The organism is Actinomycetospora lemnae, from assembly GCF_028737315.1.
Lineage (GTDB): Bacteria > Actinomycetota > Actinomycetes > Mycobacteriales > Pseudonocardiaceae > Actinomycetospora > Actinomycetospora lemnae.
On the sequence record NZ_JAQZAO010000003.1, the window covers coordinates 428,641 to 450,583 of the forward strand.

Consider the following 21,943-nt stretch of genomic DNA (forward strand, 5'->3'; position numbering starts at 1 on the left):
ACGATGTCCCTGATACCGCCGGACGACGTCGCGCCGCTGCTGCCCGACGATCCGTTCACCGCGCTGCGCGTGACCTACGGGATGCTGCTCGGCGAGGACGACTTCCGGATCCTGGCCGGCAACCCGCGCGGCAAACAGATGATGCACAACGCGTGGCTGCACGGCTCCGGCGTCGTGTGGGGCCTGCCGGTGTGCCGGCGTCAGGACGTCACCGAGGGCGAGATCGCCGTCGGACCCGGACTCGCCGTCGACGGGCACGGGCGTGAGCTCTCACTCACCGCGACCGAGCCGGTCTGCGTCCGGGCGTGGGCCCGCGAGCAGTGTGCACTGGGCGCCACCAACCCACTCACGGCCTGGTTGGTGGCCGAGTTCCGTGCGTGCCCGGGCGAGGACCGTCCCACGATTGCCGATCCATGCGACGTGACTCGGCGAGTGACGGTGGAGAGCCGGGTCGCCGAGCAGGTGCGCCTACGGCTGGTCTCCACACCGCCTCGGCGGGTGCTGACCTACCGGCGCGTGCGCCACCTCCTGGGCCTGCCGGGCCACCTGCCCGACGGCAGCGCCCGCGCCGCCGAGGTGAACCGCGTGCGCGACCGCGTTCTGGCCGAGGACCCCCACCGGCGACCCCGCGCCCTCCTCCGTGCGTTCCGCGAGCTGGCCGCCCTCGACGCGATCGAGCTGGGTGAGTTGCTCCCGAGCGACGAGAATGGTGTGCGCTTCCCCGTCGCGGACCCAGACGCCGCCGTGCTGCTCGCGCGGATCACCCTCACCGCGACCACCGGGTCGGGCTGCGACCGTCCGACACAGGTGACGATCGACGACATCGACCTCACCGTCCGTCGCACCCTGCTGCCCACCGCGACGATCCAGGAGCTGCTCACGGGGTTGGCGCCCGGCCTGCTCGGCGTGCCGGCGGCAGGCGACGACGGTGGCCCGCGACTGCTGCCCTCGTCGTTGCGGTGGCGCGATGACGACGTCTCGTTCACGTTCCGCGTCGACCGCCCCATCGCTCCCGGCTCGGGGGAGAAGGCCGTTCAGGTCGCGTCGCTCGACGACGACGGGCGGGGGTGGTCCGACGAGTTCTGCCGCGCCGTGACGACGGTCGACGGGGACGGCATCGAGCTCCACCAGCCCGACGGCACGCCGACCGTGCTCGACGGTGTCGTCCTGGCGGAGCACCAGACGCAGATCCTGAAGGTCGAGCTCGACTCGCCCCGCCGGATCGGCTACCGGACCTTCCGGATCGTCGTTCGGGGAACCGGGCCGACCCCGTTGCTCGGCGACGAGCCGCGCGTGCCGTTCGCCGGCGAGGTCGGCGGTCCACCCGGCGGACAGAAGATCGGCCACGACGCGGTGATGCTGAGCCGGATTGAGCAGGCAGCAGGGAGTGAGCAGTGGTGACGACCACCGATGATCAGACGACCCCCACCGCGGCGCCAGGCGCCGGAGAGATCACGCGTCTCGCCGCCTACGACGGCCTGTTCCTGCGGGCCGAGCACCTCCGCCTGATCCAGGATTACGCCCGCGACCTCACCTACGCGGTCGGCGCCGCCGGCGGTGCCGGGGTCGTGGAGGGGTACGCGGTCAACCAGCTCGACGACGGCCGCCTCCAGGTCGGCCACGGGCTCGCGATCACGCCCGACGGACGCCCCCTGCGCTCCCGGCGCAACATCTTCGTGCCTCGGCCGACAACCCGTCCCGACGACAGCTGGTACCGCGTCGAGATCCATCCCGAGGACCAGGTGTACGGGCCGGAGCACCTCGGGACGCGCCTCTGCGCGCCGTGCGGGAACCGGACGGACGACGACGCGACCGCGGTCCCGTACCGCGCGGAGGGCGTGCAAGCCGTCCTGGTCCCCGACCACGAGCTCGGCTTCGACGGCTGGTCGGTCGAGGAGCGCCGGGGTCGGCTGGCGGCGGAGCTGTTCGCCCGGGAGGAACGCCGCGAACCACCGGCCTGGCCCGGGCGGCCGGGTGACACGGCCCTGCACCGGAATTGGTCGCCGCCCGCCCCCACGACCCCGGCGTCAGGGGTCCCCGTGGCCGTGCTGCTCCCGCTCGACGACCAGTCCTGGACCGTGGACACCTGGATGGTGCGCCGCGACCGGACCGCCACCGCGCCCGACGACGCGTGGCGCCGGCGCCTCGCGATGCGGCCGTGGAGCGTGTTCGTCGCCCAGGTCCTGCAGTTCCAGGCCCAGTACGCCGACCTCGTCCCGGCCGGTGGCCCCGGCCGGAGCCGTCCGAGCCTGCGCGAGCTGATCGACGAAGTGCTCGCGCAGGGCACCGAGAGATCATCGGAGGCCCTCGCCGAGGAACTACGGGCCGCCGCCGACGCCGCGGACACGTCACCGCGCGCGGCGCGGCGGGAGGGCGGTTCGCTCGCGACGTCGATGCCGGAACTGCCGCCAGCCGGGTTCCTCGAATCCCCGCGCTCGGATCAGGAGTTCCAGGAGACACTCCGGAACCTGCTGGGCCCGGGGATAGCTATGTCGTTCGCCAACTGTGGCGTAGGGGACGTCGGACAGGCGATCGAGCAGGCCCGCCACCGCCGACGCATCCGACTGCGCCCCGAGTCTCGTGAACGCGACAACGTCGAGATCCTAGTGCCGTTCGGGCGCCAGCCCGATATGGAGAGCCCTGCACGCCTCACTGACTGGGTCGCCTTCGTCCACCGCGACGGCACCCAGCGCCAACAAGGCGACGTCCGCGACGGCGGCGATGGCGGCGGCGATGGCGGCGGCGATGGCGGCGGCGATGGCGGCGGCGATGGCGGCGGCGATGGCGGTGGCGATGGCGGTGGCGATGGCGGCGGCGATGGCGGCGGCGGGTGACTGAGGATCATCGACGGGAGTGACGGATGGGTGACGTATTCGTCGCTAGCGTCCTGGTTCAGTGTCAGGGTCAGTCGCCGCCGTTGCGGTGGTTGGGAGCCTGGCCGCTGGTGTTCTGGCTCGTAGCGTCCGTGCCGCCTGCTCGGTTGGCGATCACGCATTGTGCCGAGCATCAGCGGCCAGGACCGGCCGGCGTGACTAGATAGGAGCGTGGCTGCGCCCCCACTGAAGTGTGTCCGCCGACCGGCCCAGCCTGTCACCCCACAGGCTGATGAGAGGAGACCTCTCGATGGTGCTCACGGTCGGTATCGATGTCCACAAGGACACCCACACCGCGGTGCTGGTCGACGAGCTCGGGCGGGAGCGGGCCCAGCGCACCTGTCGGGCTACCGATGCCGGGCACCGGGTGCTGGTGCGGTGGGCGCATGGGCGCGCGCAGGGCGGTGAGCGGGTGTGGGCGGTGGAGGACTGCCGGCATGTGTCGGTCCGGTTGGAGCGGGCTCTGCTCGCGGCCGGGCAGCGGGTGGTGCGGGTGCCCCCCAAGCTGATGGCCGGGGCTCGTAGCTCGGCGCGCACGCGGGGTAAGTCGGACCCGATCGATGCGTTGGCGATCGCGCGGGCTGCGCTGCGTGAACCGCAGCTGCCCGTCGCCGAGCACGACCAGGCCTCGCGGGAACTGAAGTTGCTGGTCGATCATCGTGAGGATCTGGTCTGCGAGCGGACCCGGATGCAGAACCGACTGGGCTGGCATCTCCACGAGCTCGACCCCGAGCTCGACGTCCCGGCCCGGGCGCTGGATCGGCTCGTGCTGCTCGACCGGCTCGCCGCCGAGCTCGATGAGCACCACCAGGGGCTACTGGCTCGCCTGGCCGGTGAGCTGCTCGCCGACATCCGGGAGAGCACCCGGCGAATCCAGGCGCTGGAACGCGAGATCGCCGGCCGGGTGCGCCAGCACGCACCCGCGCTGCTCGAGCTGCCTGGGTGCGAGGCGTTGACCGCGGCGAAGATTGTCGGGGAGACCGCTCGGCCGGGTCGGTTCCGCTCCGAGGCCTGCTTTGCCATGCACGCCGGCGTGGCGCCGATCCCGGCCTCGTCGGGGCGCACGAACCGCCACTGGCTCGCTTGTAGCGGCAACCGGCAGCTCAACGCCGCGCTGCACCGCATCGCGGTCACCCAGGCCCGCCTGCCCGGTGGCCTCGGGCCTACCACCAGCGACGACTCGACCTGCGCGGCAACAAGATGGAAGCACTGCGAGCCCTGAAACGACGCCTCGCCCGCGTCGTGTTCCACCTCCTGCAGACCCCGACCACCTCCGCGGCTGCCCTGCGGCCCGCGGCGGCTTGACATGGGAGCAATCCGTGACGCCGCAGCTCTGCCTCTTCGACGGCCCGTACTGCGTCCAGGATGGGGTGACGTGCAGGATCCCGGAGGGGTCGCGTCGGCTCGTCGGACTCGTCGTGCTGGGTGGCGGGTGGTTGGACCGCCGTGCCGCGGCCGGCACGTTGTGGCCGGCGGGCAGTGACGCCCGCGCCGTCGCCAACTTGCGATCGGCGCTCTGGCGGCTCCGCGGCGCTGGCGTCACGGTCCTCGACGGCGACGCCGGCGCCATCTGGCTGCGGCCCGGCACGACCGTCGACCTCCGCCTGGCCATGCGCTGGGCCGACCGCCTCATCGATGGCGTCGAGGGCCCGGCAGACCTCGACATCCGTCATCGCCCACCAGTCGCGCCACGGCTCCTACCCGGACTCGCCGACGACTGGGTGGAGCGCGAGCGTGAGCTCGTTCGTCACCACCTGGTGCACGGCTGGGAAGCGCTCGTTCACCGGCTCATCGCCGTGGGTCGACCCGGCGAGGCGGCCGAGGCGGCCGGCGTGCTCGTCGACGTGGCTCCTCTGCGGGCGAGTGCCAGGCGCGGACTGCGTGCGGCGTGGGACGCGACGCGAGCCGGTCGACGCCCGATCTCGGTATGAGTTCCCGGCGGTGACGATCCGACGCCACCAACCGACGACGGCCGGTAGTCTCGGGCCGCGAGGCTGGCCGACTCACCCGGTGCGTTTCCAGGCCCCGTTCGCCTTCGGATACAACAGCTCGACAATCCGCGAGGATGGAGCCACCCCGAGCTCCCGGTCCAGCACGGACTCGTAGAGCCGGAAGGCGCGCTGCGCGAGAGCGCGGTTTCCTTCGGCGAGGTGCGCTTCGAGCAGGGCTCGCTGTGCAGATTCTCGCAAAGGGTCGGTACTCACCGCGAGAAGCGCTGCCTCCACCGCTCGAGCTGGCCGGCCGCATTCTATGAATTCTGCGGCCAAGGCTTCCAGAGCCGCCAGGGTTTGGGCGCGAAGACGTTCACGCTCGAGGATGGCCCATTCGTCGTACCACCCGGGCAGGAGGTCGAGCGCGGTTCGACACCAGGGCATCAACCTCAGGTCCTTGGGCCGAGGGCAGCGGTCGATCATTCGTGCCGCCCATCCTTCGGCGACATGGAGATCGACGCTCACTCGCTCGTCGAGCGCGAGGGTCTCGCGGTCGTCGACGAGCAGGTCCACGCCGGCGGCGCGTAGCCTCCACAGCGCTGACCGCAGGTTCCCGGCCGCTCGGAAGTCGTCAGCGTTGGGCCAGAGCGCCCCGGCGGCGAGTCGCCGAGGAACGGGTGCGGGGCGCAGCGCTACGTAGGCGAGGAGTCTCTTACCGCCCTCCGGGATGGCCTTCAGGCATTCTCCGCTCTGGAGGTACGGACCGACGAGAAGGTGTAGGTGCCACGGTGCCTCGTCCACGTCGAACCCTCCGTTTCCGTGAGCGCCTCAGACACTATTACGCACGACCCGTCACGTCGCTGTCACGAATATTCACCCTTCCGGAGCATGTCGATCACTTTCACTCTCACCGAGAGCAAATTGGACGAGGAACCTCCTGACAGTCAGCACCGCCTCGAAGAGGTTGGTGACGTGGAAGACGTTGGTGTCGTCACGAAGGGTGTTCGGAACGGTGCGGATGGTGAAATACAAATGTTCATCGTGGCGTTCCACGCGAACGATGCACACAGCTTGCCCACCCTCTCTTGCGCTCATCCGGAGAGCCTGCCGTGCAGCCGTCACAAGACCGTTGCCTCGGTGCCGATCCGCCTCGGTACCTGCTGCGGATGCCGAGCACCGCGGTCGAGGCACGAGGTCGGATCGCAGCGCGCGATCGCCGGTCAGGGTGTCCGATGTGATCCTCGATCGCGACGGCGCCTCGTCCAGGCGTCGTCGAGCGGCGACCCGGATTGCGGGTGCGCCTCAAGCGCCATCGTCGGGGACCTCGTCGTCTCGCGTCACGTCTTGCGAACAGCGCCGGTGAAGCCGGCGATGAACAATGCCGCAAAGCCCCAAGCCGCGAGTTGGAGCACCCAGGTGCTGATCACCAACGTCGTCGCGCTCGCACTCCCCGCATCGGGGTTGATCACGCAACGGTCCCTGGGCTTGGTGGTCGATCCGAACAGGGGGGTGCCCAAGTCGAGCCCAGCCCCGACCCGCTCCAGGACGGAGCAGGACTGATGGGCCACGCCGGGCAGTGGTGGGCGGATGAGGGCACCGACGTGGCCGAGCACGGTCGAGAGGACCGCGGAGAGAACGAACACCGCGATCAGCCCGTACAGGGCCCGCCAGGGCTTCCATCCGTAGCCCAGCATCCATCCGGTGAACGTCGCCCACGCCTTCTCGGACCACGAGAGACGGCCTCGATGGATCTGGTCTCGGCGCTGGGCGATCAAGATGTCGCGCACATCGCGGTCGTGACCTGCCGCCCGGTACGCCGCGGCCAACTGCTGGTAGGGCTGGGCCGCGTATCCCGGCGTCCTGGAGCCCAGCAACGTGAGCCACCACCGCACATCGTCCGGGCGGGGGATACCCGTGTAAGTTGCTCCGTCCAGGTTCCATTGCTCGGTGCTCTCGGTCGACCCGTCGAGCCGCAACGTTTCGAGCTTGGCGCCACGGAGCGAGATGACCGCCCCACAGCCCCCGTGTCCCGGGAATCCGCCATCCAGGATTGATCCACCGCTCACGTGTATACCATCGGCCACCAACGCCGGCCCGGACTTGTTGACCATCTCCGCGCCTTGGCAGTTGAGCTGACCGGTGATGTGCGCACTTAGTAATCGCACCGCGCCGTCCTGTCCGCTGCCGTGAGCGGAGAATCCGCTGTCCAGGGCCACTTCGCGGCTGACCTGGAGCCCGTCGGCGGTCAACGCGGGTCCGGAATCGTTGACCAGCTCCGCGCCTCGGCAGATGAGCTGGCCGTCGATGTGGGCCCCGAGCAGCCTCACAGCGCCCTTCTCACCGCTGCCGCGCGCAGTGAATCCACAGTCCATGGCCACCAATTGGCTGACCTTGAGCCCGTCGGCGGTCAACGCGGGTCCGGAGTCGTTGACCACTTCCGCGCTGCGGCAGTTGAGCTGGCCGGTGATCCGCGCTCCGGACAGCCGTACCGCGCCGTTCTCGCCCACTCCTCGCGCTCTGACGCCCTGGAGGATCACGTCGCGGGTGACCTGGATTCCGTCAGCGAGGAGCGCGGGCCCGGAGTCGTTGACGAGCTCAGCATCCTGGCAGTTGAGCTGGCCGGCGATGTTTGCCCCGGGCAGCCGCACCGCGCCGTTCTCGCCGCTTCCGTGCGCCGTGAAGCCGAGTAGGATCACGTCGCTGCCCACCTGGAGCCCGGGGGCAGATATGGCTGGCCCGCACTCGTTCACGAGCTCCACCCCTTCACAGCTGAGCATCTCGATGATGTGCGCGCCCGTCAGCCCCACGGCGCCGTCCTTACCGGATCCGTGCGCCCTGAACTCTTTACTGAGCAGCACGGCGCTGCCGACCCGGCTCAAGGGCGCGGTCAACGCCGGCCCAGAATCGTTGACCAGCTCCGCACGATCACAGACGAGCGCCCCGCCGATACGCGCTCGCGACAACCCCACCGCGGGGCGCTTGCTGGCCCCTGACGCTGAGAACTCCGTGGTCAGGAACACGTCGCCACCGACCTGGACACCGTCGGCGGACAGCGCTGGTCCGGACTTGTTGACCAGCTGCGCGCCGGCGCAGACCAGGCTGCCGACGATGTTCGCTGGGTTCAGCAGCACTGCGCCGTTCTCACCGCTTCCTCGCGCGATGAGCTCGGCAGCGAGGACGACGTCGCGGCCTACGTGCACTCCGGTGGCGTCCAGCGCCGGGCCGGATTCGTTGACGAGTTCCGCCTCCCGGCACCATAGCTCGCCGGTGATCCGCGCACCGCGCAGCCTCACGGCGCTGGCCATGCCCGCTCCAAGCGCCGAGAAGCCGCCACTGAAGCTCACCTCCCCAGTGATCTCGGCCCGGTCAGCGACGAGCGCAGCTCCAGACTCGTTGACCAGCTTCGAACCGGAGCAGTTAAAGTCGCCCTCTATACGCGCCCCCGCCAAGCTGACGGCGAAAGTGTCTGTAGCGGTCGTCGTCAGGACGCTGCTCGTAAGGTGCAGGTCGTCGTCCAGACGGATGCCCGCTGCGTTAAGAGCTGAGCTATAGATGGTGCTGACGCAGCATCTATGCAGCGCCAGGTGGGGCAGGTGCGCGGCCTGGGCGGTCACGCCTTCGTCGAGGCGACAATCGACCAGGGTGAGGGGGACGGTTGCACTGAGTTGGTCGAGATCGAGGCGACCGACGATGCGCGCTCCGCGCAACTGCACGCCGCGCGGGTCAACCGTTTCCTGATCAGGCAGACCACGGCCCAACAGTAGTGCGCGCAGGTCCTCGGCATCGAGATCGTGATCTCGCCCCCACTCGCGCATGGCCGCTTCCCCTACAGGGACGTGCCATTCGTAGTCTGGGACCAGATTGAGCCATTCGCCTGCGATGAGCTGCGTTACCAGGCGATCGCGCACCGAACGCGGACGGCAGACGTCATACGGGTCGTTGCTCATGAAGCAGAGGGTTCCTCTACCTTGAAGGCCTCGGGCAGTGTAGCTGTCATCAGCCCCCCACGCGGTACACCTGCTTCTTGCCAGATTATTCGCGCGGGCCGAGAACGGCGCCAGCAGTTCCACCTGAACAGTCCAGTGTCTCGCGGGTACGAGAGGCGCCAAGTCGCCGGTTGACTGCTCTCCGTGCTCCGGCTGTCACCATAAGTGGATCGTGGTGGGTTCACGCAGATTCGATGACTGAGCCGGTACGCGCACCGTCGATCTTGATCTGTGGATGGTAGCGCTCGCCGAAGTTGATGTAGCGATTCGAGTTGTTGGTCAACGTCACGACCACTCGTACGACTCGAGCGGCTCCTTCCTCGCCGGCCGCGCTCGACGACAGTTGGTACGGCTCGGGTGAGGCGGCGGTTGCGGTGAGTCCCTCGCCGATGGAGGGTGTCGCCGAAGGTGGCTGCGGGCCGGGCCGCCGTGCTCGGCGCGCTCCACAGGATTGCGGATGCGCGTACTCGGCCTCCAATTGCTCCAGTCGACGCCGAGCGCTGCGGATGTATGTTCGTCAGACGAAGGGCCCCGTACAAAGCCCGTGAAGGACCTGCCAGACTTAGAGGCTTGCCCGCTCGCTAGGAGCGGCTTCTTGTTAGGTACCACCCGTGGTTGCGAAGCTCAACCGATGCTTGCCAATCTAGTGGTCGATGTATGGGCACGGGGGCCCGCACAGTGTGGGACGTCGGAGGTGCGGAGACAGTCATGGAAGATGATGAGTTTGAGCCCCGATCTCCAGCCGAGGTGCAGTTGGTCGATCTTGCTCGAAATTCGGTGAGATCAGGGGACGAGGCTCGTGCTCTGTGGTGGTCCCAGGACGATACCATCAATGTCGTCGAGATGGACGGGTGGGGCGAGGACCGCGTCGTGAGGGCCTCAATTCTTGAGGCGATGTTGGGCGGGTACTACCTCGATCTCCCGCCAGTTGCCGAGATATATCTCAAGGGTGCAGTAATCCAGGGCGAACTCAGCCTGCTCGGTTCGAGGCGGCCGCCCGGCGCGAAAATTCGACTAGAATCCTGTCGTGTCGACGGCCTCGTTACAGCTCCGTCAAACAGCCTTGGCAGAGTTGAATTCGATGGGTCGCGTTTCACGAGGGCGGTCGATCTAACGCTGACTGAGTTTCACCAAGACGTGTCTTTTCGGTATGCGACCTTTGTGCAACCATGTGTCTTCAAAGGCGCAACTTTCAAAGGCCAAGCAGACTTCCGAGACGCCTCTTTCCACAGCGTCGACTTCTCGAGGGCGGTGTTCGAACGAGGCTTTTATTTTTGTAGAAGCACTGTGATTGGCGCCTCAGTGTTCGCAAGCTCCACCTTTGCAAGAGGTGCGGATTTCACCTCCTGTTCGTTTTCGGGCCCAGCCCGCTTCGTAGATGCCTTGGCCGGCACCTTCACCAACGTGGAGGCGGGTGTGTGGTATGGCTTTCGGTTCGACGACGCGCAGTTCTACGCGTCGACGGTTGGGCCTTGGGTAGCAGAACATATCAGTCTGACTGGAGCTACTTTTCATTCGAGATGCCGGCTGGAGCTTGCAGCCTCCATGCTCGTGGCGAATAGCCTTCAGGCCAAGGAGGGTATCCATTTAGTTGTCAGGTCGGACGAGCTCCGGCTCGCAGATGCTCAGTTCCTCAAGCCGAGTATCGTCGCCGCAGGAGAGCGAGCGCCAGGTAGGTGGTCCGAGTTTCGGGAGGCCGGGCCGATGCGCGATCCCGAGTTGCGTCACGAGTTGCGCGTGGAGCTAGCAAAGAAGTTTGGAGAGCGCTCGAGCCCGAAGAATCAGGTCTTCTCCTTGAGTGGCGCTCTAGTGAGTGATCTCGTTCTCGAGGGGATTGATCTGTCCAATTGTGCCTTCTTTGGAGTGCACGGGCTGGACGAGATTCGTTTGGATAGTTCGTGCTCGTTTGGGCGGCCGCCAGTCTGGACGATTGGTCGCTGGTCCGTGTCCCCCTACTCCCAGCGACGGGTTCTATCTGAGGAAGCGCACTGGCGCTCAACACATACGCGGCGTTGGCCGAACCCAAAGATCGATGTACCTGTAGCGGGTGCGCCGGAAGGTTACTTCCGTAGCCTGGGACGTTGGCCGCAAACTCACCGCCGTGTCCTTCAGCCTACTCAGGTGGCTGGAATCTACCGGAATTTGCGAAAGAGCTTGGAGGATTCGAAGGATGAGCCAGAAGCGGCTGACTTCTACTATGGGGAGATGGAGATGCGACGATTGTCCGCGCGACGACCTCGTGGGCGCCACTCCAGCTCTAGGCTTGAGAACGATGGAGTCGAGCAGGTCCCATCGAGATCCGAGCGCTGGCTGCTAGCAGCTTACTGGGTGATATCTGGTTACGGACTGAGAGCATCTCGGGCAATTTTGGCGTACGCTGTCCTTATCGTAGTGTGCGCGGTTCTATTTACGAACCAAGCCTTTGCCAGGCTGGCTCCGACTCCTGATCGTATCTCCTCAGTCAATGTCGAGACGGGGGAGATCGCCTACGCTCCGGGGGTGGAAAGGACTGGCGAGCGGGGGCAGATATCGTTTGCTGAATCCCTGGAATTCTCCGTGCGAGAGAGTCTCGCCCTACTGCGATTACCGGGAAATCCGTCGATAATCACCGTTGGGACTGGGACGGTTCTGGACATGCTGCTGCGGCTACTCGGCCCGCTCCTCTTAGGCCTCGGTGCGCTTGCTGTACGAGGACGAACAAAGAGATAGATGACGAACCCTGGAGGGTTCGGGCTGCTCGAGCGCGATCCGTGCCCGTATCTGGGCGGGGAGGCGGTCCTCCACGGCTCCTACCTGAGCCGGAGTGGCGTTCGCCAGGATCAGCCCTCGCTGTCTCAGGTCGCGAAGCAGGTCTGCCGTGGCCAATTGACCGCTGGCTTGCGCAGTGAGTGCAGCTTTGTACGCGACCTCGACGACCTCGACGACCGAGGGGTTTCCAGTCGGTCCATTCCGCAAAGCGCACGAGGATCGGTCCCGCGGGCGAGTTGGAGGACGAGCGCGCTGAGGAGGAACTGCAGGCGTAGGCCGACCGCTCCCGCCTCGGCGTCAGCACCCCGCGCTCCCGCCACCGGCGGAGACGGTTCTAGACCGTGAGCCGACAGGTGCAAGGTCTCTCGCGAAGCGCCCGCCCAGGCCGCGTTAGGGCCGGACTCGCCGACGCATGGTCCCGCTGGAGGTGGTCGCCATGCAACCGCCAGCGCTTACCTACACGTCGGGTGGCGAAGGACTGGCCCCGGGGCGCCTGAGTGGTGTGTCGGCGTGAAGCTCCCCTAAGTTGAGAGTTCTGGATTCGACATCCGAACGCGACCTGATGGTGAAATCGGCGTAGCTCTCAGCCTCAGCGGAGCGATGGCTCGACGCGCCCGATGCGCGCCCGGGGCCGCGCGGCAGTGGGCCTGCGGCGCGAGATCGACGCCGCTGCGCGGCGCGGTCTGGTGTGCCCCGGCGAGCTTGATCGGGCCGCTCTCCCGGTAGTAAGTGCCCCAGACCTGCAGGAACGGCGCGTCGGGCGGGGGCTGGGGGACGTCCCCCTGATGCGGTGATCGGGATTGGCTTCCCACGCATCGAGGGGGACGTCCGTGCCGAACGCTAGCGGTCTTTCGCGGGGTGATCGGAATCGGAACAAGCGCCTGGACCGGCTGCGGGCGCTCGTGCCGGCGACGAACGCGGTGCTGGGCATCGACCTCGCCGACCGCAAGCAGGCAGCGGCGCTGACCGACCACGACTCGCGGGTGCTGGCCCGACGCCGCGCGGTGTGCCGGGCCTGGGAGCTCGGCCCGGTGCTCGACTGGGCGGTTGAGCAGGCCCAGGCCGCGGGCTTCTCGTCGGTGACGGTGGCGTGCGAGGCCACCGGGCACCGCTGGCAGGTACTCGAGAAGCTCGCCGCGGAGCGCGGCCTGAACATGGTGTGTGTGCAGAGCCTGCTGGTGTGGCGGGCCCGGGAGGGCGAGGACCTGACCTGGGACAAGTCCGACCCGAAGGACGCGATGCTGATCGCTCGGTTGACCACCCAGCTGCGCTGCTACGAGCCCGAGACCAGTGACGGCACCTGGTCGCGGCTGCGCCAGCTCGGCGCCCGCCGGCGCCGGCTGCTCACCGAGTCCACCGCGTGTGGCCAGCAGCTGCGTGACCTGCTCGAGTGCGTGTGGCCCGCGGCGCTGGAGGCGGCGAAGCGCCCGTTGGAGTCCGCGTCGTGGTGCGCGGCGATCGCGGTGGTCCTCGCTCGCGCCGGCGACGGCGACCTGTCCGCGGTGCGGCGGATGGGCCAGGCGCGGTTCGTCGCGGCGGTGGGTCACGAGCTATCGGCGTGGGGTTCGACGCGGTCGTGTCGGCGCATCGTGGAGGCCGTCTTCGCCGCGACCGATGATGCCGTCGGGCTGGTCGCTCATCGGCGCGGGACGTTGGAGCGGGCCGGGTTCGTGATCGCCGACTGGCGCGAGGTCCACGCCCGACGCACCGAGGTCGAGACGCGGATGCTGGGGGTGCTCGACGAGCTCGAGCTCACCGAGCTGGTCGGCTCGATCCCGGGAGTGTCGGTGCTCGGGGCGGCGGCGGTGCTGGCCGAGTGCGGGAACCCGGCGCGGTTCCCCACCCCGCGGGCGCTGGTCAAGCACGCCGGGCTCTGCCCGCGCGAGGACTCCAGCGGCGAGCACCGCGGTCACTCCCGACTCTCCGGGCGCGGGCGACCCGAGCTGCGCACGGCGGCGTGGCGGGCCACGTGGGGCGCCCAGCACGCCAACCCGGTGCTGCGCGCGCGTCATGAGCACCTGACCACCCGCGAGCACAACCGTCTGGCCGGGATGCAGGCCCGCGCGGCCTGCGCGGCGACGCTGCTGCGCTGGCTGCACGTCGTGGTCGTGCGCCGCGTCCCCTGGGACCCCGACGTCGCCGCCGGCCGGCGACCTCAGCCCGTCGCCGTCGCTGCGGGCGCTTGCGTCGGCGCGCCCCCGGAGAAGGTGATCAGCGCCGCCTGACCCACTGACTCCGCCGACCTCGAGGCCCTACCCGAGTCGCAAGGCGGCTCCTCAGACCGCGGGCCGGCCGGCAGGCCGGTCCGCCCGGTGTGCAAGCTCCACTCTCCCAGGGAGGCCCGAGCAGGGACCTCGCCCTTGATCATGAGCAGCTCGCCCGCCTGTCTCACTGAAGCCCGATTATGCGCTGTCGGGGCCTGAGCAGCCGAAACACCGGCCGGGACCCCGCTTCTTGCTATGCAGGGACGAGCAGGCCGGCGAGTCATCCACCAGGTCTGAGCGGTGCTCGCGGCTTGCCGAGGGCTGCTCACGGCCGCGCGGCCGAGACCGACGATCGAGCCGCCTGCGGCGGCACTGACTTCTTTGTCGGGCCCGGAAGCTTGATCCGCCCGCCCCTCACCAGCAAGGGCCGCAGAACATCTTCGGGCCGCGCCACATCGACGGCCCTGCGGGCCGACTCCGTCACTCGGCGAGCGCGGCCCGAGAGATCTTCTGCTCATCGACCCTTGCTGGTGAGCCTCCACGGACGGACGCGGCGCCCCCGGGGCGAAGGCACAGAACGCCTTCACCCGATGGGCACCGAGCCCGACGAGGCACCGCTTCGCGAGATCAACACTTGCGTTCGACTTCTTACGTTGATCAAGGGCGCTACGCGTCGCTGCGCGACCAGCCTCCGGCTGGCCCTTGACCGCGAGCCTCGACGGCCCGCTCGGCGCCCTTCGGGCGGTGGAGGCAGACAGCACGCCTCCACCCATCGCCCCGAGCCCCAACTCCACGTACGCGCGTCGAGACCGCTCGACAGGGAACCCTCCCGACAAGCCCGAGGAGAACGTCATGACCGACACCGAGGTCCGCACCACGTCGAGCCCGACAACGCGGGTCCCCAGCCGACGCAGCAGTCCCGGCGCGCCGACGCCCTCGCCCGAACACTGGCTCGGTGAGGTGCTCGCGGCCATGGGTTGTCGCCGTGCCGGCCGCAAGTGGCAGTGCCCCGCGCACGGACACACCGGGCTGCACTCCGCCGCCCTGGCGATCGGCCGTCGCGACGACGATCGGGGCGCCTGGCTCCACTGTCACGCCGGTTGTTCGATCAGCGCTGTCCTGCGCGCTCTCGGGTTGCGCCCCAACCACCTGCAGCGGCCGCCTCGCATCACCCCCAGCCGCTATGTCCGCCTCCGCGGGCTGCGCCGGGAATGGCCGGAGCTCAGGGCCGCTGCCCACCGCGAGACGGCCGGCTACCGCCACGAGGCCTGGCACCTCTACGGCCCCGACCACGCGAAGCAACGGCTGCGCCGAGCCGACGGCTCCAAGACCATGCGGTGGGAGTCGCGGAACGCGCGAGGGGAGTGGGTCCCGGGCCTGCTCGGCACGCGTGAGGTCGATCTGCCCCTCTACCGTGAGGACGAGGTCCGCATGGCCGCGGCCGCCGGCGAGAGTGTCGTGCTCTGCGAGAGCGAGTCCTCCTGCGACGCCCTGCACGGCGTCTATGCGACCACCTGGGCCGGGGGTGCCGGCAGCCCGCCCATCGAGACCCTCACGAGGGTCCTCGAGGGCACCGACGTCGTCATCGTCCCCGACCATGACGACCCCGGGCTCGCCTGCCTCGACCGCCTCGTCGCCGCCCTGCCCCACGCCCGCGTGCTCGTCGGCGAGCCCGGAGAGGACGCCATGGACCTCTACGGCCGCGTCGGTCTCGACTGCTTCCTCGAACAGCTCGCGTCAGCACGGACCGCTGAGCCGCGCGGAGAGCGACAGGACTTCAGGAGTCACGCGGGGTAGAGGACGACGCGGCGGGGAGGCTCGGCCGGGTAGTCGACATCAGTCACGGGCTCGCCGTCGACGCGAGCACCACCCGAGTGGATCCAGGTGCGCGCCGCTCCTCCTCGATGCCAGCTCGCACGAGCCGCTCGAGCACGGTGAGCGGGCGGGCGTCTTCTCCCTGCGGCGAGTCCTCCGGCACGGAAGAACGGTAGGAAGCACCACCGACATCGACGGGGAGACGACACCGGCATGTCACGCGAGCGGGTGAGGCGGCGCTCAGCCACTTCCGCTGCGGGTCTCCCAGCCGGCGCGCCAACGGGAGCAACGCTCGAGGTAGGCCTGCATGTCGGCGCCCTCGAGCGAGCCCGTCGTCCAGCTGTCGGCCAGCACCTCGTCGGGCCAGACGTAGGCAAGGCTCGACCGTCCCGACCTCAGGCGCACGACTTCGACGGAGTACGTCGGGTCTTCGAAGGCGTCGAGGACGCTCCACTCGGTCTCGCTGAGGTCGGTGTACACCCGACCTGTCGCTTCGGCCTCAGAATCGCGGACGAGACCCGGGTACGGCAGGTCCGGCAGCCGCGCCGCCCGCCACCCGGGAGCGCTCGTCTGCTCGCTCGCCGGAACACGGTCGATCAACGTCCGCACCACGTCGTCGAGTGCGAGCGTGCCGTAGACGAACAGGTCAGGCGTTCCCGCCGATCCGCGGTCCGGCGGGCCAGAGCTGCTCGAGCTCGCGCGGGACAAGCGGTCGCTGGTAACCGGCATGCAGAACCTCCGCGAGGAGGCTACCGCCGTGATCGTGCACGTTGAGGAACCAGTCGATGCCGGCCGGGTACGCCCAGAGGTAGGAGCGCAGCTGGGGATCGAGCGACCGGTCGCGAAGGGCGGATGCGACGTCGGCCGGTCGCCAGAACGGCAACCTCGACAGCGCGTGGTCACGGCAGGCCGACGCGCTGGCGCCGGCGTTGACCATGAGGTGGAGCTCGGCGTTGACGAGCTGCACGTAGTGGTCGAGCCGGGTCCGCGCCCGCACGAGGGGGTCGTCCGGGCTCGCCGCGAGAGGAAGGACCTGCGCCAGGCCCTCGAAGAGGACCTGGTGCGGACAGTGGATCGCGAGCTGCCGGGGCCAGGGCGTTTCCGTGTGCTCGGAGACGTCGGTGAGGTTGGCGTACTGCAGCGCGTGCCCCAGCACCTCGTGGAGCGCGAAGCGGTAGGCGTCGACCTGGGTGAAGGACGCGTTGCGCCGGTTGATCCGCAGCCGAGCTCGTCGGCCCTCGCCGTCCAGCCAGTAGGACCAGTACGCGTCGACCTCCACCGTCTCCACGTCGAGCTCGAAGGTGGTCTCCGCTCCCGTCAGGCTCCTGACCTGCGCCTCGTACTCGCGCGCGTAATCGCGGATCACGTCGCCGGCGTCCTCCGCCGGCACGGTGGGGCTCAAGGCGTCGAAAGCAGTGCGCGTCTGGTCGTCCCATGCGACGTCGACGTCCGCGAGAGCGCGGCGCGCTTGCTCGCCGACCTCGGCGACGTAGGCGGGCGCCCAGCCTGTGGTGGGCGCGCCCTGAGTGAGCTCGATGTACTCGGCCAAGTCAAGGCGTTCACCGAGCAGCGCTCGAAGGTAGGCGATGTGGGCGTCCAGCACGGCACCCACGTCGTCCCCGTGGCCTCCGGATCGCAACGCGACGAACCGGTCGAGGACGTCGAATCTGTCCTGGACGTCGTCCCCGACGACGTCGGGCGCGCAGTCGAAGTCGATGACCGCGCTCGAGCCGGCCTTCTTCTCGAGGTCGTGCCACCCGCGAACGAGCCGTTCCAAGCAGTCACGATCCTCCACGCGCGACCTCCCATCGAATCGTCACTGATTGGCCGGGCTGGAGATAATCGCGGGTCAACGTGATGAGTGCGCCCTCGTCATCCTCGACGCAGAAGAGGTCGTCGATCGCGGAGACCTGCGCGCCATCGGGTTGATCTTCGACCGCGGTGCAGCCCACCAACATCTCCACTCCACGGTGGCGAATCGTCAGCGTGAGGTGTCGAGTGTTTCGGGGAGTGGACTGTTGCCAATAGTGATCGTGGACGAAGCGCCCGCCGCGGGAGGTATATGACACGGTTCCGATATCGCCCGGTTCGATCGGTGGCGAGAGCACGCAGGCGAACTTCGTCATGTTGCCGATGTCGTGCAGCCGTTGGATCGAGACCCGTCGCTCACCGTCGGGATGCGGTTCGATGCGGACTCCGTCGGTGTTCTCGAACCACTGCTCCCGGAGGAGGCGCTTGACCGGTGCGTTCGTCAGGTTGAGGAGCTCGAACCGGTAGGTGACCGAGGACCACCCGTCGGGCTCGATGTCGATGGTGCACTCCATCTCTAGGTCGACCAGGTGGCCGGCGAGGAGTGCCAGCTCCGCGATCTCCTCGTCGGGGATGCGCCGACGCCTGCCCAGGAGCTGGAGCGCTCTCGCCAGGGATTCGGCCTGGTCGTGGGCGGGACCTCGAAGCGTGTTGACCGGCAGCGGGCCGGAGGACTCGGGCACGGGACGGCTGGGCGTCGACCACGCCGAAGGAACCGGGGCCACGCCCTCGAGGCCGTCCCCGACAGCGGCCGCGAGGTCGGCCGTGCTGGGCGCGGCACTGCGCTGAGCGGGGACGAACATCTCGGCCGCCTTGCGGCCCGGGAACATCGCCTCGAGGACCTCGCAGTGCTGAGGATGCGGCAGGCCCTTCAGCTCACCGCACTGCCAACGGTGCAGCTGCGCACGACTCGGCGCCGTACCCACCAACGAGCTGTCGATGCTCGCCGCGGCTTTGTCGTACTCACGAAGAAACGTCTGGTACTTCTGCCAGTGCTTCTCGCGAAGGAGGTCGCGCAGGACAACGGGATCGGCCATTCCGACTCCCCAACTCGTTCCCGGAAGCGTCAATTGTACGACGAAACGAGACACGGACGCAACGTCGGGAGACGCTCGCGGCAGAGATGCGACATCTGAGGCGTCGCAACGCGACGCCTCGTCACAGCACCGTTCAGCACGTCAACGGGTGGTGGCCGTCAGGGCCGCAGCACGAGGGACGTGAGAGCGGGAGCGGACATGGAAGAGCGCAAGAAAGCGCCCGAGGTCATCGAGCGCGGCGACAGCGGACTACTCATCACCGTGGAGGAGGTGGCGCGGCTCTGGTTCGGTGAGGTGGGGAAGAACGGTTCGGCCAGCACGAATTGCCAACGCATTCGGCGGCTCATCCCTCACGTCCTCCCGGCCCGTCGTATCGGTAACCGCTGGTACGTGAACCGGGCTATCGCCGAGGCGTGGGCGGCCGGGTCCGACGCCGCGTCCGCGATGGCGCACCCCGACAACCAGATGCTGGGAGGCGCGTGATGCCCAGCGTCGGCCTTCTGATCCTCTTCGCGATCCTCGGCGCCTTCATCTGCGCCAAGACCCGCTCCGCCGCCGGCGCCGTCGTGTTCTCGCTGGTCGCCCTGGTGCTCTTCATCGGCACTCCCGCCGGACAGAGCCTGCCCGGAGCGATCTCCACGCTCATGTCGACGGTCGACCAGGCCACCACCCCGGCCCTCTCGGGCACGCAGGACGCCGATGCCGAGGGAGGGCCGCGATGAACCCCTTCACGCCCGGCACCGATGCGGGCGCAGCGCGCGAGAACTGGCGAGCCTGGGCGGCCTGTCGCGGCGAGGATCCTGAGCTCTTCTTCCCCGTGGCGTCGCTGGGCCCGGCCTACCAGGCCCAGGTCATGGCGGCCAAGGCAGTCTGTCGTCGCTGTCCCGTGCGGTCGAGCTGTCTCGCCGAAGCGCTGCGTCGCATGCCGTACGGGATCGCCGGCGGACTGACCGAGCAGGAACGCCGCCACCTGCGCCCCGCGACCGGCCTGGGCGCTCCGCGGTGGCGCGCGCTCCTCGAGGCCGGCCGGCCGCATCCCGAGGTGGCGCGGTTGTTCGGCGTGAGCGTACGGACCGTCGAGCGCTGGGCGTCCCGACTGCGCCGTGATCAGCAGACCGGAGCCGAGGGAGGTGCCGGATGAGCGCGCTCGAGGTGAGCCGGCGTGAGCAGGCGGCGTGGAGGACCCGCGAACTCGTGCGCGGAGTGGCGGTGACCGCGTTCGACGCGATCGAGCACCGGGAGCCCATCGAGGGGTTCCACGAGCTCTCACGTCCGGCGCTGGACGACCCGCTGGCCGGGGTGCGCGCGGGGCGCCTGGTGTCCGACGTCGCCGCGGGCCAGCTGCGGGAGTGGGCGCTGCGCGCCCGGGGTGCCGGTCGTACCTGGGACGACGTCGGCGAGGCGTTGGAGCTGCCCGCCGCCCTCGAGGGCGGGACGCGCGCTGAGGCGGCGTGGGAGTGGCTGGTCGAGCACCGCCCGCCCGCGCCGTCCCGCGAGCCCGGCTGCCCTTGGTCGGCGGTGTGGACGTGCACGACCTGCCGAGGGCGTGTGCGTGACACCGGCCCGTTCGCCTCACACCCGGACGCCTGCGAGACCGGCCACGTCGATGGCTGCGCCCGGCGGACCGCCGCCCTGCAGGCGTGGCGCCGCGAGACGGAGGGAGGGTCCGATGTCGAGGAGTAGAGGTCGCAGGACGTCGGCGCCCAGTACAGCCCTGGGGCAGACCGCGCCGCTGCTGCTGGGCACGGAGCTGGTCCGTGCCGATGTCGCGGCCACGGTGCTCGGGCTGCCGTTGGGGGAGGTCCCGGCCGGCGGGCCGGTGACGTGGGCGCTGTTCGTCGACGCGGTGCTGGTCGGCCGCACCGACGAGGTGATGACCGACGAGGCGGCCCAAGGCTGGGCACGGCGGATGCTCGGCGACGGCGTGCGTTTCCAGCTCGGCCATCGCGACGGTGGCTACTGGCTCGCCGACGGGGCTGATCGCGTCCCGTCCGGCCACGGCGGGTGGTCACGGTGATGGGCACATTCGTGATCTTGGTGCTGCTGGTGGCGGCGACAGCGGTGTCGTTGACGCGCGGGGCGATCCGGCCGGCGATGGTGTGCGCTGGCTGGCCGGCCGGGTCCTCGACGCCCCGGGCGCGGCGGTGGTGACGTCCACTCGGACCGATCTGCTGGAGCTGTGCGCCCCGATCCGGCAGAAGTCCCGGGGGCCGGTGTTCGTGTTCAACCCGGTCGGGCTGGGCGGGTTGCGCTCGACGATCAGCTTCGACCCGTTGACCGGCTGCACCGACCCGGTGACCGCGATGGAGCGCGCCACGGACATGGTCTCCGCGACCTCTCGGGCCACCCACGGGGACGCGGAGCGGTGGGACGCCCAGGCCCGCCGGGTGCTGGCGGCGCTGCTGCATGCCGCGGCGCTCGGGGGCGGGTCGATGCGCGACGTGCTCGGGTGGGTCGCGGACAACGCTCGTGCCTCGCGTGAGGTGCCGGCGTTGCTGCGCCGGTCGCAGGTGGAGTCGTTCGAGAAGGCCGCGGAGCAGTTCGTCGAGACCAACGACCGGACCCGGACCTCGATCACCAACTCGATCATGCCGGCGCTGGGGTGGCTCAATCATCCCGACGCCGCGGCCGCCGCGGCGCCCACGGATCAGCCCTTCGACGTCGAGGCACTGCTCGCCGGGCGGGCGACGGTGTTCCTGCTCGGTGCGGAGGAGGCCGACACCGGGCCGCTGGTGTGCGCGCTGACCGGGCACATTGCCCGCGAGGCCCGGCGGCTCGCCGTCGCCAAGCCGTCGGGGCGGTTGGACCCGCCGCTGCTGCTGGCGTTGGACGAGGCGGCGCTGATCAGTCCGGTGCCGTTGGAGAACTGGACCGCGGACATGGGCGGGCGCGGGGTCACGATCATCGCCCCGTTCCAGTCCCGCGCCCAGCTCCTCGCCCGGTACGGGGAGCACAAGACCGCCACGATCTTGAACAACACCGGCTCCGTGTTGCTGTTCGGCGGCACCCGTGATCAGGCCGACCTGCACTTCTGGTCGACCCTGGCCGGGGAGCGCGACGAGCGGATCACCACCACCGACATGCGCGGGCGAGTCGCCTCTCGAACGGTGCGAAAGGTGCCGGTGCTCGCGCCGGCGCAGATCGCGAACCTCCCGGCGGGGAAGGTCGTGGTCTACCGCCGCGGGATCGCTCCGGTGATCGGGCGGGCCCGCATGGCCTGGACCCGCCCCGACGTCCGCGCCCAGCGCCAACAAGTCCTGATCGGGTGGCGTGGCCGGTGGCAGCGAGCCCGCGCGTGGGCAGACGTCGGACTCGCCGCCCTGCGGCGCCGGGTCGCCGCCCCGCGGGGCAGCCGGTCCGCCGGCACCGGCGCCAGGTGGCCCTGGCTGGTGAACGCCTGCCGGCGGACCACCAGCTCGCCGCCTCCTGCGCGATCGCAGGACGGGCCGGCGTTGGTGATCGATGTCGAGCCCGTCGCCCCGCCCGTGCTCGGCGATCACGACCACGACTACCGCGACCGGACGTGGTTGCGCTGACCAC

General features: G+C 69.4%; 19 protein-coding genes and 1 pseudogene. 13 read left to right on the forward strand and 7 right to left on the reverse strand.

From position 1 onward, the window contains the following. Positions 1-3 precede the first annotated feature (3 nt). The 4 genes and pseudogenes from PGB27_RS09030 to PGB27_RS09045 all read left to right on the forward strand — a co-directional run bounded on the left by PGB27_RS09030 (position 4) and on the right by PGB27_RS09045 (position 4,804). Positions 4-1,401 carry a hypothetical protein gene (locus tag PGB27_RS09030; RefSeq protein WP_274200034.1) on the forward strand — a complete coding sequence of 466 codons (1,398 nt, stop codon included), beginning with the start codon at positions 4-6 and terminating at the stop codon, positions 1,399-1,401. Continuing rightward, on the forward strand, positions 1,395-2,834 hold the full coding sequence (locus PGB27_RS09035) for a hypothetical protein (protein WP_274200035.1): 1,440 nt from the start codon (positions 1,395-1,397) through the stop codon (positions 2,832-2,834). The genes PGB27_RS09030 and PGB27_RS09035 overlap by 7 nt, the downstream gene beginning before the upstream one ends. Before the next feature lie 271 nt (positions 2,835-3,105). Then, positions 3,106-4,178: pseudogene (locus PGB27_RS09040) on the forward strand (IS110 family RNA-guided transposase). Positions 4,179-4,192: 14 nt separating this feature from the next. After that, positions 4,193-4,804, forward strand: coding sequence for an AfsR/SARP family transcriptional regulator (locus tag PGB27_RS09045; protein WP_274200036.1), 612 nt, complete (start codon positions 4,193-4,195; stop codon positions 4,802-4,804). Positions 4,805-4,876: 72 nt separating this feature from the next. On the opposite strand, the gene PGB27_RS09050 is transcribed toward PGB27_RS09045, so the two are convergent. The 3 genes from PGB27_RS09050 to PGB27_RS09060 form a co-directional block, all read right to left on the reverse strand. Then, entirely contained in the window at positions 4,877-5,377 is a 501-nt protein-coding gene (locus PGB27_RS09050) for an AfsR/SARP family transcriptional regulator (RefSeq protein ID WP_274200037.1), read from the reverse strand. Between the two features lie 300 nt (positions 5,378-5,677). Beyond that, complete coding sequence (locus tag PGB27_RS09055) at positions 5,678-5,899, reverse strand: hypothetical protein (protein WP_274200038.1); 222 nt, start codon at positions 5,897-5,899, stop codon at positions 5,678-5,680. A 242-nt stretch (positions 5,900-6,141) separates the two neighbouring features. Further along, positions 6,142-8,751: a hypothetical protein gene (locus PGB27_RS09060; RefSeq protein WP_274200039.1), complete on the reverse strand. Its 2,610-nt coding sequence runs from the start codon at positions 8,749-8,751 to the stop codon at positions 6,142-6,144. A gap of 747 nt (positions 8,752-9,498) precedes the next feature. Between PGB27_RS09060 and PGB27_RS09065 the strand changes: the two genes are divergently transcribed. The 3 genes from PGB27_RS09065 (at position 9,499) to PGB27_RS09075 (ending at position 15,539) form a co-directional block, all read left to right on the forward strand. Beyond that, complete coding sequence (locus PGB27_RS09065) at positions 9,499-11,499, forward strand: pentapeptide repeat-containing protein (protein ID WP_274200040.1); 2,001 nt, start codon at positions 9,499-9,501, stop codon at positions 11,497-11,499. 941 nt (positions 11,500-12,440) lie between these two features. After that, the gene (locus tag PGB27_RS09070; protein WP_274200041.1) at positions 12,441-13,763 is read left to right on the forward strand and encodes an IS110 family RNA-guided transposase; all 1,323 of its coding nucleotides are present in this window, start codon (positions 12,441-12,443) and stop codon (positions 13,761-13,763) included. An 831-nt stretch (positions 13,764-14,594) separates the two neighbouring features. Beyond that, positions 14,595-15,539 (forward strand): hypothetical protein, encoded by a 945-nt coding sequence (locus PGB27_RS09075; protein WP_274200042.1) that lies wholly within the window; start codon positions 14,595-14,597, stop codon positions 15,537-15,539. 43 nt (positions 15,540-15,582) lie between these two features. Here PGB27_RS09075 and PGB27_RS09080 read toward each other — a convergent pair whose 3' ends face one another. The 4 genes from PGB27_RS09080 to PGB27_RS09095 form a co-directional block, all read right to left on the reverse strand. After that, complete coding sequence (locus PGB27_RS09080) at positions 15,583-15,720, reverse strand: hypothetical protein (protein ID WP_274200043.1); 138 nt, start codon at positions 15,718-15,720, stop codon at positions 15,583-15,585. Positions 15,721-15,797: 77 nt separating this feature from the next. Further along, positions 15,798-16,265, reverse strand: a complete 468-nt coding sequence (locus tag PGB27_RS09085) for a gamma-glutamylcyclotransferase family protein (protein WP_274200044.1) — start codon at positions 16,263-16,265, stop codon at positions 15,798-15,800. Then, positions 16,204-17,169 (reverse strand): hypothetical protein, encoded by a 966-nt coding sequence (locus PGB27_RS09090; RefSeq protein WP_274200045.1) that lies wholly within the window; start codon positions 17,167-17,169, stop codon positions 16,204-16,206. Before PGB27_RS09090 ends, PGB27_RS09085 begins: the two co-directional genes overlap by 62 nt. A 169-nt stretch (positions 17,170-17,338) precedes the next feature. After that, positions 17,339-18,403, reverse strand: a complete 1,065-nt coding sequence (locus tag PGB27_RS09095; RefSeq protein ID WP_274200046.1) for a hypothetical protein — start codon at positions 18,401-18,403, stop codon at positions 17,339-17,341. A 198-nt stretch (positions 18,404-18,601) separates the two neighbouring features. Here PGB27_RS09095 and PGB27_RS09100 point away from each other — a divergent pair, with 198 nt between their 5' ends. The 6 genes from PGB27_RS09100 to PGB27_RS09125 all read left to right on the forward strand — a co-directional run bounded on the left by PGB27_RS09100 (position 18,602) and on the right by PGB27_RS09125 (position 21,939). Continuing rightward, positions 18,602-18,886 carry a hypothetical protein gene (locus PGB27_RS09100; protein WP_274200047.1) on the forward strand — a complete coding sequence of 95 codons (285 nt, stop codon included), beginning with the start codon at positions 18,602-18,604 and terminating at the stop codon, positions 18,884-18,886. Then, the gene (locus tag PGB27_RS09105) at positions 18,886-19,125 is read left to right on the forward strand and encodes a hypothetical protein (protein ID WP_116709536.1); all 240 of its coding nucleotides are present in this window, start codon (positions 18,886-18,888) and stop codon (positions 19,123-19,125) included. Before PGB27_RS09100 ends, PGB27_RS09105 begins: the two co-directional genes overlap by 1 nt. Continuing rightward, positions 19,122-19,544, forward strand: a complete 423-nt coding sequence (locus PGB27_RS09110) for a WhiB family transcriptional regulator (RefSeq protein ID WP_274200048.1) — start codon at positions 19,122-19,124, stop codon at positions 19,542-19,544. Before PGB27_RS09105 ends, PGB27_RS09110 begins: the two co-directional genes overlap by 4 nt. Next, positions 19,541-20,086: a hypothetical protein gene (locus PGB27_RS09115; RefSeq protein WP_274200049.1), complete on the forward strand. Its 546-nt coding sequence runs from the start codon at positions 19,541-19,543 to the stop codon at positions 20,084-20,086. The genes PGB27_RS09110 and PGB27_RS09115 overlap by 4 nt, the downstream gene beginning before the upstream one ends. Beyond that, on the forward strand, positions 20,073-20,420 hold the full coding sequence (locus tag PGB27_RS09120; protein ID WP_274200050.1) for a hypothetical protein: 348 nt from the start codon (positions 20,073-20,075) through the stop codon (positions 20,418-20,420). The genes PGB27_RS09115 and PGB27_RS09120 overlap by 14 nt, the downstream gene beginning before the upstream one ends. Positions 20,421-20,502: 82 nt before the next feature. Further along, positions 20,503-21,939, forward strand: coding sequence for a type IV secretory system conjugative DNA transfer family protein (locus PGB27_RS09125; protein ID WP_274200051.1), 1,437 nt, complete (start codon positions 20,503-20,505; stop codon positions 21,937-21,939). Positions 21,940-21,943 lie beyond the last annotated feature (4 nt).

Coding starts and splice junctions, on each gene's coding strand:
- PGB27_RS09030 (WP_274200034.1), top strand. CDS start 4: ATGTCCCTGATACCGCCGGACGACGTCGCGCCGCTGCTGCCCGACGAT.
- PGB27_RS09055 (WP_274200038.1), bottom strand. CDS start 5,899: ATGAGCGCAAGAGAGGGTGGGCAAGCTGTGTGCATCGTTCGCGTGGAA.
- PGB27_RS09120 (WP_274200050.1), top strand. CDS start 20,073: ATGTCGAGGAGTAGAGGTCGCAGGACGTCGGCGCCCAGTACAGCCCTG.
- PGB27_RS09060 (WP_274200039.1), bottom strand. CDS start 8,751: ATGAGCAACGACCCGTATGACGTCTGCCGTCCGCGTTCGGTGCGCGAT.
- PGB27_RS09065 (WP_274200040.1), top strand. CDS start 9,499: ATGGAAGATGATGAGTTTGAGCCCCGATCTCCAGCCGAGGTGCAGTTG.
- PGB27_RS09095 (WP_274200046.1), bottom strand. CDS start 18,403: ATGGCCGATCCCGTTGTCCTGCGCGACCTCCTTCGCGAGAAGCACTGG.
- PGB27_RS09110 (WP_274200048.1), top strand. CDS start 19,122: ATGAACCCCTTCACGCCCGGCACCGATGCGGGCGCAGCGCGCGAGAAC.
- PGB27_RS09100 (WP_274200047.1), top strand. CDS start 18,602: ATGGAAGAGCGCAAGAAAGCGCCCGAGGTCATCGAGCGCGGCGACAGC.
- PGB27_RS09105 (WP_116709536.1), top strand. CDS start 18,886: ATGCCCAGCGTCGGCCTTCTGATCCTCTTCGCGATCCTCGGCGCCTTC.
- PGB27_RS09115 (WP_274200049.1), top strand. CDS start 19,541: ATGAGCGCGCTCGAGGTGAGCCGGCGTGAGCAGGCGGCGTGGAGGACC.
- PGB27_RS09075 (WP_274200042.1), top strand. CDS start 14,595: ATGACCGACACCGAGGTCCGCACCACGTCGAGCCCGACAACGCGGGTC.